The 16,269-nt window shown below is 66.9% G+C and carries 16 protein-coding genes and 1 tRNA gene; 13 read left to right on the top strand and 4 right to left on the bottom strand.

The window, feature by feature from the left end; all coding sequences use genetic code 11:
• Positions 1–17: 17 nt before the first annotated feature.
• Complete coding sequence (locus OXR60_RS16510) at positions 18–971, top strand: cation diffusion facilitator family transporter (RefSeq protein ID WP_267397042.1); 954 nt, start codon at positions 18–20, stop codon at positions 969–971.
• Positions 972–1,016: 45 nt separating this feature from the next.
• A complete protein-coding gene (locus OXR60_RS16505; RefSeq protein ID WP_267397041.1) occupies positions 1,017–1,634 on the top strand; it encodes a hypothetical protein in 618 nt (205 codons plus the stop codon).
• Between the two features lie 277 nt (positions 1,635–1,911).
• Here the strand turns inward: OXR60_RS16505 and OXR60_RS16500 are convergent, their stop codons facing one another.
• A complete protein-coding gene (locus OXR60_RS16500; protein ID WP_267397040.1) occupies positions 1,912–2,571 on the bottom strand; it encodes a DUF4893 domain-containing protein in 660 nt (219 codons plus the stop codon).
• Positions 2,572–2,700: 129 nt separating this feature from the next.
• On the opposite strand from OXR60_RS16500, the gene OXR60_RS16495 reads away from it, so the two are divergent.
• Together OXR60_RS16495 and OXR60_RS16490 are read left to right on the top strand one after the other, a co-directional pair.
• Complete coding sequence (locus OXR60_RS16495) at positions 2,701–3,639, top strand: neutral zinc metallopeptidase (protein ID WP_267397039.1); 939 nt, start codon at positions 2,701–2,703, stop codon at positions 3,637–3,639.
• Complete coding sequence (locus tag OXR60_RS16490; protein ID WP_267397038.1) at positions 3,639–4,628, top strand: NADP-dependent oxidoreductase; 990 nt, start codon at positions 3,639–3,641, stop codon at positions 4,626–4,628. Before OXR60_RS16495 ends, OXR60_RS16490 begins: the two co-directional genes overlap by 1 nt.
• A gap of 61 nt (positions 4,629–4,689) precedes the next feature.
• Here the strand turns inward: OXR60_RS16490 and OXR60_RS16485 are convergent, their stop codons facing one another.
• Positions 4,690–5,997, bottom strand: a complete 1,308-nt coding sequence (locus OXR60_RS16485; RefSeq protein ID WP_267397037.1) for a sugar MFS transporter — start codon at positions 5,995–5,997, stop codon at positions 4,690–4,692.
• 71 nt (positions 5,998–6,068) lie between these two features.
• Positions 6,069–6,869: a class III extradiol ring-cleavage dioxygenase gene (locus OXR60_RS16480; RefSeq protein ID WP_267397036.1), complete on the bottom strand. Its 801-nt coding sequence runs from the start codon at positions 6,867–6,869 to the stop codon at positions 6,069–6,071.
• 89 nt (positions 6,870–6,958) lie between these two features.
• Between OXR60_RS16480 and OXR60_RS16475 the strand changes: the two genes are divergently transcribed.
• The 9 genes from OXR60_RS16475 (at position 6,959) to OXR60_RS16435 (ending at position 14,880) form a co-directional block, all read left to right on the top strand.
• Positions 6,959–7,501 (top strand): (2Fe-2S)-binding protein, encoded by a 543-nt coding sequence (locus OXR60_RS16475; RefSeq protein ID WP_267397035.1) that lies wholly within the window; start codon positions 6,959–6,961, stop codon positions 7,499–7,501.
• 113 nt (positions 7,502–7,614) lie between these two features.
• Positions 7,615–8,475 (top strand): RcnB family protein, encoded by an 861-nt coding sequence (locus OXR60_RS16470; protein WP_267397034.1) that lies wholly within the window; start codon positions 7,615–7,617, stop codon positions 8,473–8,475.
• A 93-nt stretch (positions 8,476–8,568) separates the two neighbouring features.
• Complete coding sequence (locus OXR60_RS16465) at positions 8,569–9,252, top strand: 2OG-Fe(II) oxygenase (protein WP_267397059.1); 684 nt, start codon at positions 8,569–8,571, stop codon at positions 9,250–9,252.
• A gap of 389 nt (positions 9,253–9,641) precedes the next feature.
• Positions 9,642–11,405, top strand: a complete 1,764-nt coding sequence (gene recJ / locus OXR60_RS16460; protein ID WP_267397033.1) for a single-stranded-DNA-specific exonuclease RecJ — start codon at positions 9,642–9,644, stop codon at positions 11,403–11,405.
• A gap of 45 nt (positions 11,406–11,450) precedes the next feature.
• Positions 11,451–11,525 (top strand) — tRNA-Glu (locus tag OXR60_RS16455).
• Between the two features lie 11 nt (positions 11,526–11,536).
• Positions 11,537–12,361, top strand: a complete 825-nt coding sequence (locus tag OXR60_RS16450) for a hypothetical protein (RefSeq protein WP_267397032.1) — start codon at positions 11,537–11,539, stop codon at positions 12,359–12,361.
• Positions 12,339–13,592 (top strand): phosphoketolase family protein, encoded by a 1,254-nt coding sequence (locus OXR60_RS16445; RefSeq protein ID WP_267397031.1) that lies wholly within the window; start codon positions 12,339–12,341, stop codon positions 13,590–13,592. Before OXR60_RS16450 ends, OXR60_RS16445 begins: the two co-directional genes overlap by 23 nt.
• Complete coding sequence (locus OXR60_RS16440) at positions 13,580–14,656, top strand: acetate kinase (protein ID WP_267397030.1); 1,077 nt, start codon at positions 13,580–13,582, stop codon at positions 14,654–14,656. Before OXR60_RS16445 ends, OXR60_RS16440 begins: the two co-directional genes overlap by 13 nt.
• On the top strand, positions 14,653–14,880 hold the full coding sequence (locus tag OXR60_RS16435) for a hypothetical protein (RefSeq protein WP_267397029.1): 228 nt from the start codon (positions 14,653–14,655) through the stop codon (positions 14,878–14,880). Before OXR60_RS16440 ends, OXR60_RS16435 begins: the two co-directional genes overlap by 4 nt.
• A 66-nt stretch (positions 14,881–14,946) precedes the next feature.
• On the opposite strand, the gene OXR60_RS16430 is transcribed toward OXR60_RS16435, so the two are convergent.
• Entirely contained in the window at positions 14,947–15,978 is a 1,032-nt protein-coding gene (locus tag OXR60_RS16430; protein WP_267397028.1) for a hypothetical protein, read from the bottom strand.
• Positions 15,979–16,269: the final 291 nt, after the last annotated feature.

Raw genomic sequence — 16,269 nt, 5'->3', positions numbered from 1 at the left:
GGCTATAGGGAGAAGGCATGACCCACGGTTTCACCGCGCGGATCCGCGAGAATCTAGTTCTCTACGGCGCGCTCGCCGCCAACCTTGGCATCGGCGTGGCCAAGTTCATCGCCGCGGCGATCACGGGTTCGTCGTCAATGCTCACCGAAGGCGTGCATTCGTGCGTCGACAGCGGCAACCAGCTGCTGCTGCTCTACGGCCAGCACAAGGCCAAGCGCCCCGCCGACACCGCCCACCCGTTCGGCTATGGTCGCGAACTGTATTTCTGGGCGTTCGTAGTCGCGATCCTGATCTTCGCGGTCGGCGCGGGCGTATCGATTTACGAGGGCTATCGCCACATCATCGAGCCCGAACCGCTCAGCAACCCGCTGATCAACTATATCGTGCTCGCCGTCTCGGCGCTGCTCGAGGGATCATCCTGGTTCCTGGCGATGCGCGAGTTCGCGGCCAAGAAAGGCGACACCGCCTGGTGGAGCGCGATCCGCCGCTCGAAGGATCCAGCCGGCTTTATCGTGTTGTTCGAGGATTCGGCGGCGCTCGCCGGCTTGGCGATCGCCGCGGCCGGCGTGTTCGCCAGCCATGCGCTGAACGACCCGCGGATCGACGGCGTCGCCTCAATCCTGATCGGCATCATCCTCGCCGCGGTGGCAGGGCTGCTGGCGCGCGAATCCAAGGGGCTGCTAATTGGCGAGCGCGCCGACCCGCGGGTGGTGGCAACCGTGCGCGCGATCATCGAGGCGCATCCGGCGATCTCCTCGGTCAACCACGTCCGCACCATCCACACCGCGCCCGATTCGATCTTCGCTGCGGTCAGCGCCGATTTCGTCGATTCGGTGACGATGGGTGAAGGCGAAACCATGATCGAGGAACTGGAGGACCGGCTACGCGAGGCGGTGCCGATGCTGAGCTCGATCTACATCCGCCCGGAAAAGCGCGAGAATGCGGCGGTGTTCAGCGGCGTCGCCCCCTGAAACAGGTGGTTGCCGATCGTCACGCGATGGATACACTCGCGAGCCATGCACCGCTCGCTTCTTCGGCCGCTGCTCGGCCTGCTGCTGACGCTCTCCGCGCTGCTCGGCGCGGTGCCGGCGTTCGCGGCGGTGACGATCACCTTCTGGAGCCATGAACTCGGCAACAGCTTTCCCCACGCCTTCTTCACCCTGCGCGGCGTACCCGATGCCGGCGGGCCACCGGTGGACGCCAATTACGGCTTCACCGCCAAGGCGATCACCCCCAAGCTGCTGATGGGCACGGTGGGCGGGCGGCTCGACATCGCCAAGCCGGGCTATATCAACGGCAGCGACGCGCAATTCTCGGTGATGCTGAGCGATGCGCAATACAGTCAGGTGCTGGCGCTGATCGCGGCCTGGGACGACAAGACCGGCGACGGCCATTACAATCTGACCAACCGCAATTGCATTCACTTCGTCAAGGAAGCGGCGCGGATCGCGGGGCTGACGGGGCTGGACCAACCCGGGCTGATGAAGAAGCCGCGCTCCTATCTGCAGGCGGTGGAGGCGGCCAATATCGGGGTGGTCACGCCGGTGCGGCGGCACGGCAAGGATTATCTCGCCTCGCTGCCGCCGCTGGCGGTGGTGGCGGCGCCCGCCGCGGTGGCGGTGGCTGCCCACTGAACCGTCGTCATGCCGTACCCGGTCCGGCATCCACTCCTCCCATGCGACGAACGTCCTGGTCGAGCCGCGGGCTGCGGAGCGAGTCCGGAGTGCGAAGAGCCGGGTGGCAGTGGTTTTCAGTCAGCCGGGATATGATGGCGTCGTTGTGATCCGTTCGTGCTGAGCTTGCCGAAGCACCTTGAGACTGAGGCCTCTCGACAAGCTCAGAGCGAACGGCGCGGGGACGGTCGCGGCGGACGTCCATGGGGCGGTCGCGGGGCGGACCTAGCGACGGCGATCAGCCCGCCGGCGCGATCTCGACCAGGTCGAGCATCGATTCGAACGCGGGATAGGGCACCACCAGCCGCCAGCGGCGCTCGCCGATGCGCTCCAGCACGCCGGCGACGTCGCGCTTGCTGTCGCCGCCATAGACCATCGCGCGCGGTTCGTCGCCGAGCACCAGCGTGCCGAGGAAGACCTCGCGGGCGTCGGTACGGTCGAACAGATGGCCCACCAGCCGCTGGGTGCCGCCGGTGCGCAGGGTGAGCACACCCTCTTCCGGTGCGATCGTGCACGGGTTCCACCGGCCCGGGACCAGCGGCCGCGTGGCATCGTGATGGCGGCCGAGCTTGACGGTGCGGCAATGGTAGGTGCCGGGCGGTAGCGCGACGCCTTCAACGCTGCGATCAGGATCGAACAACGGATCCGCGGCGAGAACCGCGGCGTGGCCGGCGGCGCGCTCGATCGCGAGCGCCGCCACCCAGGCGTTGCGCCAGTCGCGCAGCCGTGCGCGGTCCGCGCCAGTCGCCACCCGTTGCCAATCGACGTCCACCGGATCCTCGGCCGAGGCGAGGCTGCCGGCCGCGATCGATGCGACCAGCGCGGCCGCCGCGAGCCCCTGACGCCACCGTCTCGCGGCACCACCTGCCCGTCGGTGGCTCAGCCGTGTGCGTGTCATGGTCGTGCCGTCTCCCGCCGATGTCGTGCGCGCCAATCTCCTGGCATCAATCTCCTGCCCGGCGCACCGCCCGGTTGCAACCACCAGCCTCGCCAAGCATTTCGTGACGGAACAGCAACGGAGCCTGGCATGCGCCTCGACGATTTCGATCCCAACATCAACGTCGAGGACCAGGGCAACCGGGGCGGCGGCTTTGGTGGCCTGGGCGGCGGTGGTGGCGGCGGCGGCGGGCTGCTGTTCGGCTTGCTGCCATTGATCGGCAGCCGGTTCGGCTGCGGCGGTATCGTCGTGGTGCTGATCCTGCTCGCCGTGTTCGGCGGGCTCGGCAACATCGGCGGGATGCTGGGTGGTGGCGGCAGCCAGACCGGCACGCAGATCTCGCGCCCTGCCAGCGGCACCGCGGGCGACGGCACCAGCGCTACCAGCGTCTGCACGTCGGATCCCGCCAAGCATGCCGCGTGCAACGCGTTCAGCTCGGCGCAGAAGACCTGGGCGGCGATCTTCGCGCAACAAGGCCAGCAGTTCGAAGCGCCGGGCCTGCGCTTCTTCAGCAACAACGGCGAGTCCGGCTGCGGCGCGGCGCAATCGGCGATGGGTCCCTTCTACTGCCCGACCGACCACGACATCTATCTCGACACCGCCTTCTTCGACGAACTAGCCAACCGCTTCCAGGCTAAGGGCGATTTCGCGCAGGATTATGTGATCGCGCATGAGTTCGGCCATCACATCCAGAATCTGCTCGGCACCTCGGACAAGGTGCAGCAGATCCAGCGCGGTGGCAGCGAGACCCAGGGCAATGCCGCCTCGGTTCGCCTCGAACTGCAGGCCGATTGCTTCGCCGGCGTGTGGGCCGCGAAGAACCGCGACCGCATGGATCCGGGCGATCTCGAGGAAGGGCTGACCGCCGCGCATGCGATCGGCGACGATACGCTTCAGCAACAGTCGCAGGGCCGCGTGGTGCCCGACAGCTTCACTCATGGCACCTCGGCGGAGCGGATGAAGTGGCTGCGCCGCGGCATCGAGACGGGCGATCCTGCCCAGTGCGACACCTTCTCGGGAGCGATCTGATGGCACGCGCCTGGAGCCTGGTGTCCCGCCCAGAGGGGTTGCCGACCGCCGACAATTTCCGCTTGCTCGATCTCGGCCGCCCAGAGCTCGCCGACGGCGAGGTGCGGATCGCCAACGAGTGGCTGTCGGTCGACCCATATATGCGCGGGCGGATGAACGACGTGAAGAGCTACACGCCGCCGTTCGGGCTCGGCGAGCCGATGACAGGCGGCGCGATCGGGCGGGTGACCGAGAGCCGCTCCGACCAGTTCAAGCCGGGCGAGATCGTCCAGCATTTCGCCGGCTGGCGCGACGAGGCGGTGCTGCCCGCAGATCAGGTCAAGCCGCTGCCCCAGCTCGAAGTCGAGCCACAGGCGTATCTCGGCCAATTGGGCGTGCCGGGGATGACGGCCTATTTCGGGTTGCTCGATATCGCCGCGGCGCAGGAGGGCGAGACGGTGTTTGTGTCGGCCGCCGCGGGCGCAGTCGGCTCGACAGTGGTGCAGATCGCCAAGGCCAAAGGCATGCATGTCATCGCCTCGGCCGGAGGCCCGGAGAAATGCGCCTGGGTGCAGTCGCTCGGCGCCGATTCGGTGATCGACTACAAGGCCGGCACGCCGATCGTGCAGGCGCTCGGCGAGCAGGCGCGCAACGGCATCGACGTCTATTTCGACAATGTCGGCGGCGATCACCTCGATGCGGCGTTCGCCCACGCCAAGCTTCACGCGCGCTTCGCCGTCTGTGGCATGATCGACGGCTATAACGCCGCCGATCCGGTGCAGCTGCGCTACATCGCGCGGATGATCGGCATGCGGGTGCGGCTGCAAGGCTTCATCGTCACCGACTTCGCCGACCGCGCCGCCGAATTCTACCGCGACATGGGCGGCTGGCTGAAGGACGGCAAGCTCACCCGAGAGGAGACGGTGGTCGACGGGCTCGAGCGGATGCCCGAGGCGTTCCTCGGGCTGTTCTCCGGGCAGAACAAGGGCAAGATGCTGGTGCGGGTGTGATCCGCCAACCTCGTCCCGTCATCCCGGCTGACGCCGGCATGACGGGGCGGGATGATAGGCGTTAGCGCGCCACCTTCACCGGCTTACGGCTGGCGTACAGCCCGTAGGCGCCGATCACGGCGTAGCAGAGCGCCGGCAGCAGCAGCGAGAAGTGGAGCGAACCGCTCTTGTCGGCGAGATAGCCGGTGAGCGGCGGCACCACGGCGCCGCCGACGATCGCGGTGGCGATCACGCCCGAGCCTTCGGCCGCGCGGCGACCAAGACCGGCGCTGGCGAGGCTGAAGATCGTCGGGAACATGATCGAGTTCATCAGCCCGATCGCGAGCAGCGTCCAGCCCGAGACGTCGCCGACGGTGTTGGCCGAGATCAGGATCAGCGCGATCGAGCCGGTGGCGACGCAGGCGAGCACCTTGCCTGGCGACACCAGCCGCAGCACGCCCGAGCCGATGAAGCGGCCGACCAGCGCGCCGCCCCAATAATAGAACACATGGTTGCCGGCGATCTGGTCGCTGACGCCCCACACGTCGCTCTGGGTGAGATAGGAGACGATCAGCGAACCGATCGAGACTTCGGCGCCGACGTAGAGGAAGATGCACAGCGCGCCCATCGCGAAGCGCGGGCTGGACAGCAGGGTGAGCGGGTGGAAGATGCTGCCGCCCTTTTCCTGCTCCTCCTGGAGCCGGTTGCGGCGGGTCCAGACCACCGCGGCGATCACCAGCAGCGCGACGGCGAGGCCGAGATAGGTGTGGACGATCGCGCGCGACGATTCGACGCGGTAGGCCTCGAGCGCGGCGCCGGTGAGCGATGCTGCCGACAGCGAGGCGAGCCCGCCGAGGATCAGCGCCGAGCCGACCCGCGGGAAGATGGTGGTGCCGAGCGAGTTGAACGCCTGGGCGAAGGTCAGCCGGCTCGGCGCGGTCTCGGGCTTGCCGAGCAGCGAGATCAGCGGGTTGGAGACGACCTGGACCACCGTGATGCCGGCGCCGAGCACGAACAAGGCGAGCAGGAACATGCCGAAGGTGGCCGAGGAGGAGGCCGGAATGAACAGCAGGCAGCCCGCGGTCATCGTGACGAGGCCGATCGAGGCGGTGCGCATGTAGCCGAAGCGGCGCACGATTGCCGCGGCGGGCAGCGAGAACAGCGCATAAGCGAAGAAGAACGCTGAATTCACCAGCTGCGAGGTGAAGTGATCGAGCGTGAACAGCTCTTTCAGCTTGGGGATGATCACGTCGTTGAGGCTGGTGATCCCGCCGAAGATGAAGAACAGCGCGAACACGAAGACGCGCAGGTCCGGTGCGTCATAGCCGTGGGCGGCGTCGCCGGCGGCGGCCGGATCGCTGCTGCTGGTGGTATCGAAGTGCATTGCCATGGACGAACGCGGCCCCTCTCTAGGATCTTTGGCGAGGGCATAGGCCGCGCGCGCGGGCGCTGGCAAGCGGATCAGCCGAGGCGGAATCCCGAGACGACCCACCCCATCACCGTATCGCGATAGTCGCGCACCGCCCGGTCACCGCCGCCGGCGCCGACCGTGACCATCAGCGGCAGCAGATGCTCGGCCTCGGGATGAGCGAAGCGCGCGTGCGGCAATGATGCCCAGTCGGCGAGCCGCGCGGCGCGGCGGTCTGGATCGGGGTCGGTCACCGCGGCGGCCAGCGCATCGTCCCATTCGGCCGCCACCGGCGTCACCTGGGGCCCGCGGGCGCGCAGATTGTGGAAGCTCATCCCCGAGCCGACGATCAGCACGCCCTCGTCGCGCAGCGGCGCGAGCGCGGCGCCGATCGCGAGGTGCGCGGCAGGATCGAGATCGGCGCGCAGCGACAGCTGCACCAGCGGGATATCAGCCTCTGGCACCGCGACCATCATCGGGATGAACACGCCATGGTCCCAGCCCCGGTTCGCCTCTTCGCCGACCTCATGGCCCGCCGCCGCCAGCAGCGCCGCGGCCCGGCGGGCGACATCGGGCGCGCCCGGCGCATCCCAGCGCAGCTGATAGGTGTGCGGCGGGAAGCCGTGGTAGTCGAACAGCAACGGCTTGCCGTCGCCGACATGCACCGTCACCCCGGCCGTTTCCCAATGGCCCGAGACCATCAGAATAGCGCGCGGCCGCTCCGGCAGCGAGGCGATCAGCCCGGCGAGATAGGCTTGCATCGGCTGCCACATCGGGTCCGCCGGGCCGCCGTGCGGGTCCATGAAGAAGCACGGGCCGCCGCCGTGTGGGATGAACAGGGTAGGAAGCGTCATGCCGGCAAGATCGGCAGCCAGCGACGTCGCCGCAATCGCCTGGATCGAAACGCACTGTTCGTGCTTGGGGGGCGAGGCTAGGAGGCGGCATGACGCGCCTTACCGTCAACAACCAGCCGGTCGAATACCGGCTCGACCCCGCGACGCCGCTACTGTGGGCGCTGCGCGACGCGTCCAACCTCACCGGTACCAAATATGGCTGCGGCACCGGCGAGTGTGGCGCCTGCACCGTCGATGTCGACGGTCGCGCGGTGCGCGCCTGTCAGGCGCCGATCGGCACGGTGGAGGGCACCTACGTTACCACGATCGAAGGCCTCAGCCACGAGCGCAACCACCCGCTCCAGCTCGCTTTTATTGCCGCGAACGTGCCGCAATGCGGCTTCTGCATCCCGGGCATGATCATGGCCGCCGCCGTGCTGCTCAAGAAGGACGCCGATCCCGATGAGGCGGCGATCCGCGCAGGCATCGACAATCTGTGCCGTTGCGGCGTCTATCCGCGGCTGATCGAGGCAATCCAGCGCGCCGGGCGGGCGCTGCGCGGCGAGGAGACGATCACCGCCGGTGCCCGCCCGGGGATCGACGCCGCCGATGCCGCGCGGGTGGTGCCGGCGCTGGTGCCGCACCGCGACTGAGCCCCGCGAAGCTTTCGCAATGCTGACGAACCAGTTCAGCCTTCGATCAACGCGCCGGGCGTAATCGCCGATCATCGGAGCCGGCCCGGGTGCCGGCGGGAGTAAGGACGACCATGAATATCGTGATCAAGGCATTGCTGGCCGCCACCGCGCTGATGCCGATCGCCGCGCAGGCGCAGGAGGCCCAGCAGCCGGACCGCCAGGGCCGCGCCGAGCATCAGGGCGGCCGCGGCGAGCGCGGTGACCGCGGCAATCGCAACTACCAGCGGCCGCAGGGTGCGGTGCAGCCGGTCAACGGCCAGCGCGGCCAGCCGCAGCCGTTCCAGGCCGATCGCGGCCCGGATCGCCAGACCTTCGCCGCCGACCGTGCACCGGATCGCGGCGGGCGCGATCTTGCGGCCGGTCGCCAGGATTACGGCGGCGACCGCGGTGACGCGCGCCGCCAGGGTCAGGGTCGCCCGGTTCAGTTCCAGGATGGTCGCGGGAGCCAGGGTCGCCCGGTGCAGTTTCAGGGTGGCCAGGACGCGCGCGGCGATCGCGGCAACGTGATCCAGGCCGGCCAGCGCGGTCGCGACGACCGCGGCCGCGGTGGCGATCGCGGTAACTATGGCGGCGGTTATGGCGGCGGTGCGGGCCGCGGCTATGCGGACAATCGCGCCGGGGCGTGGAACCGCGGCTGGCGCGGCGACAATCGGTACAATTGGAACAGCTACCGCCAGGTGAACCGCGGCGCCTATCGCCTGCCGCATTATTATGCGCCCGGCGGCTGGGGCTATGGCTATCGCCGCTTCTCGATCGGGTCTGTGCTGTCGTCGGTGCTGTGGAGCGACAATTACTGGATCGACGATCCCTACGACTATCGCCTGCCGGAGGCATACGGCCCCTATCGCTGGGTGCGCTACTATGACGATGCGATGCTCGTCGACCTGCGATCGGGCCGGGTGGTGGACGTCGTCTACGACATCTTCTGGTAAGCGGCGGTCGATCCGACGCTTGATCTCTCAAGAGGGCTCGGCCGGTCGGCCGGGCCCTTGCCTTTGCCGGTCGCGGGCGGCACCGTCGGGCTCATGTTCTTCCGCAAATCCTTCTCCGCCAACAAGCCGAGCAAGACCCGCCAGCTGGTCGGCCGCCGCGTCGCCGAGCGGCTCGATGCCAATCCGCTGGTCACCAAGGCCGAGATCGAGGCCGCGCAGGTCTTCTACCATCTCGACTTCCTCGACGCCGCGCAATGCGACGCGCTGATCGCGCTGATCGATGGCAATCGCCGCCCCTCCACCTTGCTGTCGGACACCGTCAAGGACGACTTCCGCACCAGCGAGAGCTGCGACATGGATCGCTGGTCGCCAGCGGTGCAGCCGATCGATGAATCGATCGCGCAACTGCTCGGCATCGAGCCCGACCACGGCGAAACCATGCAGGGCCAGCGCTACGCCCCCGGCCAGCATTTCCGCGCCCACCATGACTTCTTCCACGAGGCCGAAAGCTATTGGCCGGCGATGAAGGCGTCGGGCGGCCAGCGCACCTGGACCGCGATGATCTACCTCAACGACGTCGCCGACGGCGGCGCCACGTGGTTTCCCCAGGCCGGGTTCAAGATCGCGCCGCGGCGCGGCCTGCTGTTGTGCTGGAACAACATGAACCCGGACGGCAGCCCCAATCTGCTGACGCTGCACGAGGGGACGGACGTGGTGGTGGGGACCAAGTACATCGTCACCAAATGGTTTCGCGAGGGAGCCTGGGTGAAGCGCTGAGCGGCGCGCGCTGGCGTTGATCGCTGGTGATCCGGGGACGGCTTTGGGGCCGCGTAGGTTATCAATGACGTATCATTGGTGGTACGGTGGACGCCGAAACAAGCTCGGAGTGACGCAGGATAGAGAGGAGCCCGCTCGCTCCGCCGCCTCATACCGTCACCCCAGCGCAAGCTGGGGTCTCCCGCGGCTCCGTTCCCGCGCTATCGCAAAAGACCCCAGCTTGCGCTGGGGTGAAGATTTGAATCGGCGGTGACGACTTGAGTTAGCGGCGACTAGACATGGCAAAGCACCGTTAGCCTCGGCGTTACCCACATCCGCCCGTGCGATCCGCACGCGGCGGTGGTAACGGCGACTATGGTCTCCACTTTTCAGTCGCTGTCACACCGCGCATGACCCCTGTCCTCGGCGTCACCACCTCGATCCTCGGCCAGCCGTGGCGCTGGCGCGCGCTGTCCGCCGATACCCGTGACGGCGTCGACGGCTTCGGCGGCGACGATCTCGTCACCCAGTTGCTGCTCGCCCGCGGCTGCCCGCGCGAGGCGCTCGACGAGCATCGCGCGCCCTCGATCCGCGCGTTCATGCCCGATCCCTCGATCTTCCGCGACATGGACCGCGCCGCCGCCCGCCTCGCCGATGCGGTGGCAGCCGGCGAGCAGATCGCGGTGTTCGGCGATTATGACGTCGATGGCGCAACCTCGGCGGCGGTGATGATCCTGGTGCTGCGCGATCTCGGGCTGGAGGCGCGCGCCTACATCCCCGATCGGCTGACCGAGGGCTATGGCCCGTCCGGCACCGCGATGGTGCGGCTCAAGAACGAAGGCGCGTCGCTGATCGTCACCGTCGATTGCGGCGCGCAGGCATTCGAGGCGCTGGCGATCGCGCGCGACGCCGGGGTCGACGTGCTGGTGGTCGACCATCACAAATGCGCCGCCACCCTCCCCCACGCCCATGCGGTGGTGAACCCCAACCGGCTCGACGAGGATGAGGGCGCCGCGCACGGCCATCTCGCCGCGGTCGGCGTCTGCTTCCTGCTCGCCGCGGCGCTGATCCGCACCCTGCGCGCGCGCGGCTTCTTCGCCGACCGGGCCGAGCCCAAGCTGATCGACCTGCTCGATCTGGTCGCGCTCGGCACCGTCGCCGATGTCGCCCAGCTCAGGGGGCTCAACCGCGCCTTCGTCGCGCAGGGGCTCAAGGTGATGGCGCAGCGCCGCAACATCGGCGTCGCCGCGCTGATCGAGGCCTCGCGGCTCACCCGCGCGCCGACCTGCAGCGACCTCGGCTTCGCACTCGGGCCGCGGATCAACGCCGGCGGCCGGGTCGGCCGGGCCGATCTCGGCGTCCGCCTGCTCACCACCCGCGATCCCGAGGAGGCACGGGCCATCGCAGAGGAGCTCGACCGGCTCAACGACGAGCGCCGCACCATCGAGGCCGGCGTCCAGGAAGCCGCCGAGCTGCTCGCCGCCGAGGATCGCCGCGTCGCGGTGGTCGCCGGGCTCGGCTGGCACCCCGGGGTGATCGGCATCGTCGCCGGGCGGCTCAAGGAGAAGCTCGGCCGCCCGGTAATCGTGATCGCGCTCGACGAGCATGGCCTCGGCAAGGGATCGGGGCGCTCGATCCCCGGGGTCGATCTCGGCGCCGCGGTGCTCGCCGCCAAGGAGCATGGCCTGCTCGTCGCCGGCGGTGGCCATGCGATGGCGGCCGGGCTGACGATCGCCGCCGGCGAGCTCGTCGCCTTTGCCGATTTTCTCGAGCAGCGGCTGGCGGGCGCGGTCGACCGTGCCCGCGAGGATCGTTCGCTATTGCTCGATGCGGTGCTCGCCGCCGGCGGGGTCAATCCCGCGCTGGTCGAGGCGCTGGAAGTGGGCGGCCCCTATGGCATGGGCTGGCCGGCGCCGCGGGTGGCGATGGGGCCGGTGCGGATCATCAAGGCCGATGTGGTCGGCAACGGCCATGTCCGCGCGGTGGTGGCGGGCGACGACGGCCGCAGCCTCAAGGCGATGGCGTTCCGCGCCGCCGACAATGCGCTCGGCCAGGCGCTGCTCTCCGCCGCGCCGCACCGCCGGCTATGGCTCGCCGGCCGCGCCAAGATTGACGACTGGGGGAGCCGCCCTGCCGCCGAGCTCCACCTCGAAGATGCCGCCTGGGCCGATTGAGCGGCTTGACCCCGCCGCCCGCGCCGCCTAGGGGGCATCGGCGCTGGCCCCTTCGTCTAGCGGTTAGGACGCGGCCCTTTCACGGCTGAAGCACGGGTTCGATTCCCGTAGGGGTCACCATTTCCGCCTAAGTGCGTGAAACGGCGGAATTAAGCCATTCTTTGCCTCTCACTGGTACAGCGTACTGGTACAGCGAGCATCTGAATGGCCCTCATGGCAGCACCCTGGAAGCATCCGAATACCGGCTACTTTTACCTGCGCCGGCAAATCCCCGCCCCGCCCCGCTCCGCCCAGCCTTTGGTGGCAAGTCGCTCTACAAGGTCACGCTCGACACCAAGATCGCCAGCGAAGCCAATATCCTGTTCCTCAAGGCTAATGCCGAGCTTGAGACACGATTCGAGGAGGCGCGTGCGCGGCTGAAGGCGACGGGATACGCGGCACCTACAGCGAGGGACCGAGCTGACGAGCTCGTCGCGGCTTACTTCCTCGGGCCGCAGAGAACCGATGGCGGCCTTGATGGCACAGAGCGCCTTCTTCTTACCCGACTCGAGATTGACCGCGGATTATGGAACCAGACGAATCGAGGCCTTAGCCTGGTGCCCCCAGCTAGCGCCGAGCGCTGGTGGGATCTTTCCAACAACACCGCTTTGTTTCGCGACTATCCCGGACGTAAGCCGGTCCTTGATCACCCGCCGGGCTCCATCTGGCGATGGGCCGACGACAGCTTTGGCGCCAATGCCAAGCTGGAGCAGATCGCAAGGCTAGTCGAGCAGATCGCCAGGCACCATGCGATCGAGTTGACCGACCTTCCCGACGGGATCGAAGCATCAGCCATTACCTTTCTCGGGCAAGTTCCGCGACGAATATGCATCGCTGGCGCCAACCGGGCACAGCCGAATGGGCTCCAACCCACACGCCAATGGCGGCAAGCTGATGCGCCCGCTCGTACTGCCTGATTTCCGATCCCATGCCGTGGTGTTGCCCACGCCGGGCAGCGTCAGAGCGGCTGCCACGGCCACGCTCGGCAGCTATCTCAAGGAAGCGATGGCGCTCAACATCGGCGCCTCGAACATGCGGCTGTTCGGCCCGGACGAGACCGCGTCGAACCGCCTTCAGGCGGTGTACGACGTAACTGGCAAGACCTGGATGGCGGAAACAAAGCCGAACGATACCGACCTCAGCCAGGACGGCCGCGTTATGGAGGTGCTCAGCGAGCATCTCTGCCAGGGGTGGCTGGAAGGTTACCTGCTAACTGGTCGCCATGGCCTGTTCTCGTGCTACGAGGCGTTCGTCCACATCGTCGATTCGATGGTCAATCAGCACGCGAAGTGGCTGAAGACCACGCGCGCGATCCCGTGGCGCAAGCCGATCGCGTCGCTCAATTACCTGCTCACCTCGCATGTCTGGCGGCAGGACCATAACGGGTCCTCGCACCAGGATCCCGGGTTCCTCGACCATGTCGCTAACAAGACGGCCGAGGTCGCTCGCATCTATCTGCCGCCCGATGCGAACTGCTTGCTCTCGGTCGCCGATCACTGCCTCCGCAGTCGCGATTATTTGAACGTCATCGTCGCGGGCAAGCAGCCCGAATGGCAGTGGCTGACGATCGACGAGGCGGTGCGCCACTGCACGATCGGCGCCGGTATCTGGGAATGGGCAAGCGACAAGGACGAGCCCGACGTGGTGCTCGCCTGCGCCGGCGACGTGCCGACGCTGGAGACGCTTGCCGCGGCGATGCTGCTACGGGAGTATGTGCCCGATATCCGCATTCGGCTGGTCAACGTCGTCGACCTGATGGTGTTGCAGCCGCAATCCGAACACCCGCACGGGCTCGACGACCGTGCGTTCGACGCGATGTTCACCACCAATCGGCCGGTGATCTTTGCCTTCCACGGCTTTCCATCGCTGGTGCACCGGCTGGCTTATGCCCGCCAGGGCCATCACAACTTCCACGTCCGCGGGTACAAGGGCGAGGGTACCACAACGACACCGTTCGACATGGTCGTGATGAACGATCTCGATCGCTATCGCCTTGCGCTCGACGCGATCGAGCGAGTGCCGCGGTTGAAGGACCGCGTACCCGAGGAAACCACGCGCTACTGGGCGATGATCGAGCGGCACAAGCTCTACGTCGCCGAAGAGGGCGACGACCTGCCCGAAGTGCGCGACTGGCGATGGATACGTTGATCCTGGCGATCAACGGCGGGTCGTCGTCCCTGAAATACGGCGTCTTCACCGTCGGGGAGGACCGGGTGGAAGCGGTGGGATCCGGCACGGTCGAGGCCGGGCGCGATCCCACCGCCAGCTTCGACGAGATCGTGGCGAAGCTGGGCCAGCAGCCTGACGCGATCGGCCACCGCATCGTTCATGGCGGACCAACACTGTTCCGGCCGACGCTGATCGATAAAGACACCACTGCCGCGCTCGAGGTAGCCTGTGCGTTCGCCCCCCTGCATGGGCCTGCCGCGCTGGCGCTGATTGCAGCAGCGCAGCGCCGCTTCCCGGACACGCCGCAGATTGCCTGCATCGATACGGGCTTTCATGAGCATCTGCCGGCAATCGCCGCCGTGCTGCCCGTGCCAAAGGCGCTCCGGGCTTCTGGGGTCAGACGCTACGGTTTTCACGGCCTGTCCTGCCAATCAATCGTGCGCCAGCTTGGCCCCGATCTGCCCGAGCGGCTGGTGATCGCGCATCTGGGCAGCGGGGCGAGCGTCACGGCGGTTCGGCGCGGGATGTCGATCGACACCTCGATGGGGCTGACGCCCTCTGGTGGCGTGGTAATGGCCACGCGCAGCGGCGACCTCGACCCGGGGCTGCTGCTGTTCCTGCTGCGTGAGCACGAGATGACAGCCCCCAAGCTGGAGGATTTGCTTGATCGCGGATCGGGACTGCTCGGCATCTCGGAACGTAGCGGCGATTTGAGGACGCTCCGGGAGCTGGCGCCGTCCAGCCCCCACGCGCGGCTCGCCGTCGATATCTTCTGCCGATCGGTCGCCAAGCAGATCGCGGCGATGATTGCCAGCCTTGGCGGCATCGACATGCTCGTCTTCAGCGGCGGTATTGGCGAGCATGACGTTGCTACACGCAACGCGATCTGCGCCGATCTAGCTTGGGCTGGGGTGGCGCAGAGCCTACAGGGCAGCGACGCAGGCAACGTCAGGATCTTCTCGCCTCACGAGGAGGAGCAGATCGCGCGCGATGCGTCGGCACTGCTGCGGGCAGTCGGCGTCGGGCAAGAGGTGCCGGCGTGATCCCCTCGCTTGGTCGCAGCCCACTTGATCGGCGCGCCTTCGCCGCGGCCCTGATCGCAGTGACAGGATTGTTTGGCTGGGCGCTGTTCGCTGGAGCCGTCCTGTGGAGCGCGGTCGCAGCGATCATGTTCATGCCGCTCAACAGACGGATCGGCGAACGACTGTCTGGCGAGCCTACCGTCGCAGCGGCCCTTACCGGCTTGCGTTCACTCCGGCGATCGTGATCCCGGCCATTTTGCTGGCGAGCTTCCTGCTTGACCGTGTTGCGGACATTGGCGCGCTGTATGACATTATTGGCGCCTGACGATGAGCCCCGCGATCAAGCTACCGGGCTCACCACTTGCGGAAAGCACCAAGCCCAGCTCGTTTGCCGACGAGCCATAGAATGCGCCGGATATTTCCCCAAAGCTGACCATCCCGCCCGCGCCGATGACCCTGATCGACCTCGTCTTGATGACACCATTCACAACGTCGGCGACGACATCAATCTCGACCGGAACGCCCGTGTTGTTCTGGCCTGTGTATTCATTGACGTTGATGATGCCATAAATTTGAGAGTCACTGTCGCCGCCATCGACGTAAATGGTAGCTTGGCCGATGAATTGAAGCTGCTGCTGGTCCGCGGTAAACACGGTCCCATAGGCTTCCCCGCTATACTGCACGCCGTTCTGTCCAGATAGTCCTCCAGCCGGCGTTGGCGTCCCGATCAGTTGCAAGGCACGGCGATCCGCAGCAACTGTCTCAACCAGGCGAGCGTGAAGGGGTAGATTGGCGGGCGAGAGCACTGGCGTTGGTCTATCGGTAGCTTGCGCCTGAATGACGTTGAGTTCTGGTGGCGAGCCTGCTGTCGCGCTCGTATGCCACTTCAGCACGGTCACCGATCGCGGCGCAACATCATCGGAACCGTAGAAATTGACGGTCGTGGCGCCTGTTGAGGCGACGCTGGGGAACTCCGCACTGTATGGAGAGGTGCCATCGGCGCGAGCAACCGAAAACGCTTCATTGCCGCTCAAGGCCAGATCCTCGAAGGACGCAGCCAAGGGAGCGTCAGGATCGGTAACCGATAACGTGTTGGCTGCCGAACTACTCACAGCGGCGAGAACCTGAGCCGCACCACTTGCGTCGATCAGTGCTGTCACGGATGGCGTGTTGAAGGTGATTGCCCTGGCTGTCGGCGTCGGGGTTGGTGTCGGCGCCGGTGTTGGGGTTGCGTTCGGCGTTGGCGTGGGTGTCGGCACCACTGGAACACTATCAGAGGATGATCCGCCACCACACGCCGAAAGAACTAAAGTGAACGCAAATAATAACAGATACGGTTTCATATCGTTATCCGGACTTGCGAGTAGACCTAGATTAACCTGATACCCCCTGACAATTAACAATCTGCATCACTTACCCACCCGAAGAAAAGTTGCATTGATTGTTGACGCTAAGCGTAGCTGCCCAACTAGCGGGGGCCAGCATGAGACCGTCCGACTTGATCGACTGAATGCGATCAATGTTTGTCTCAGCCCAAGCGACTAGGTAGCTTATGCCGGCAACGCCGACATGATCCAGCAACTGGCACGCAGCTGCAACGACACCCCTCAGGTTCGGGACCTCCCTTCGACACC

Origin of the sequence: Sphingomonas sp. GC_Shp_5, assembly GCF_026540855.1 — a bacterium.
Lineage (GTDB): Bacteria > Pseudomonadota > Alphaproteobacteria > Sphingomonadales > Sphingomonadaceae > Sphingomonas.
The sequence above is the reverse complement of the archived record's forward strand: the minus strand, read 5'-3'. Positions and strand labels throughout refer to the sequence as shown.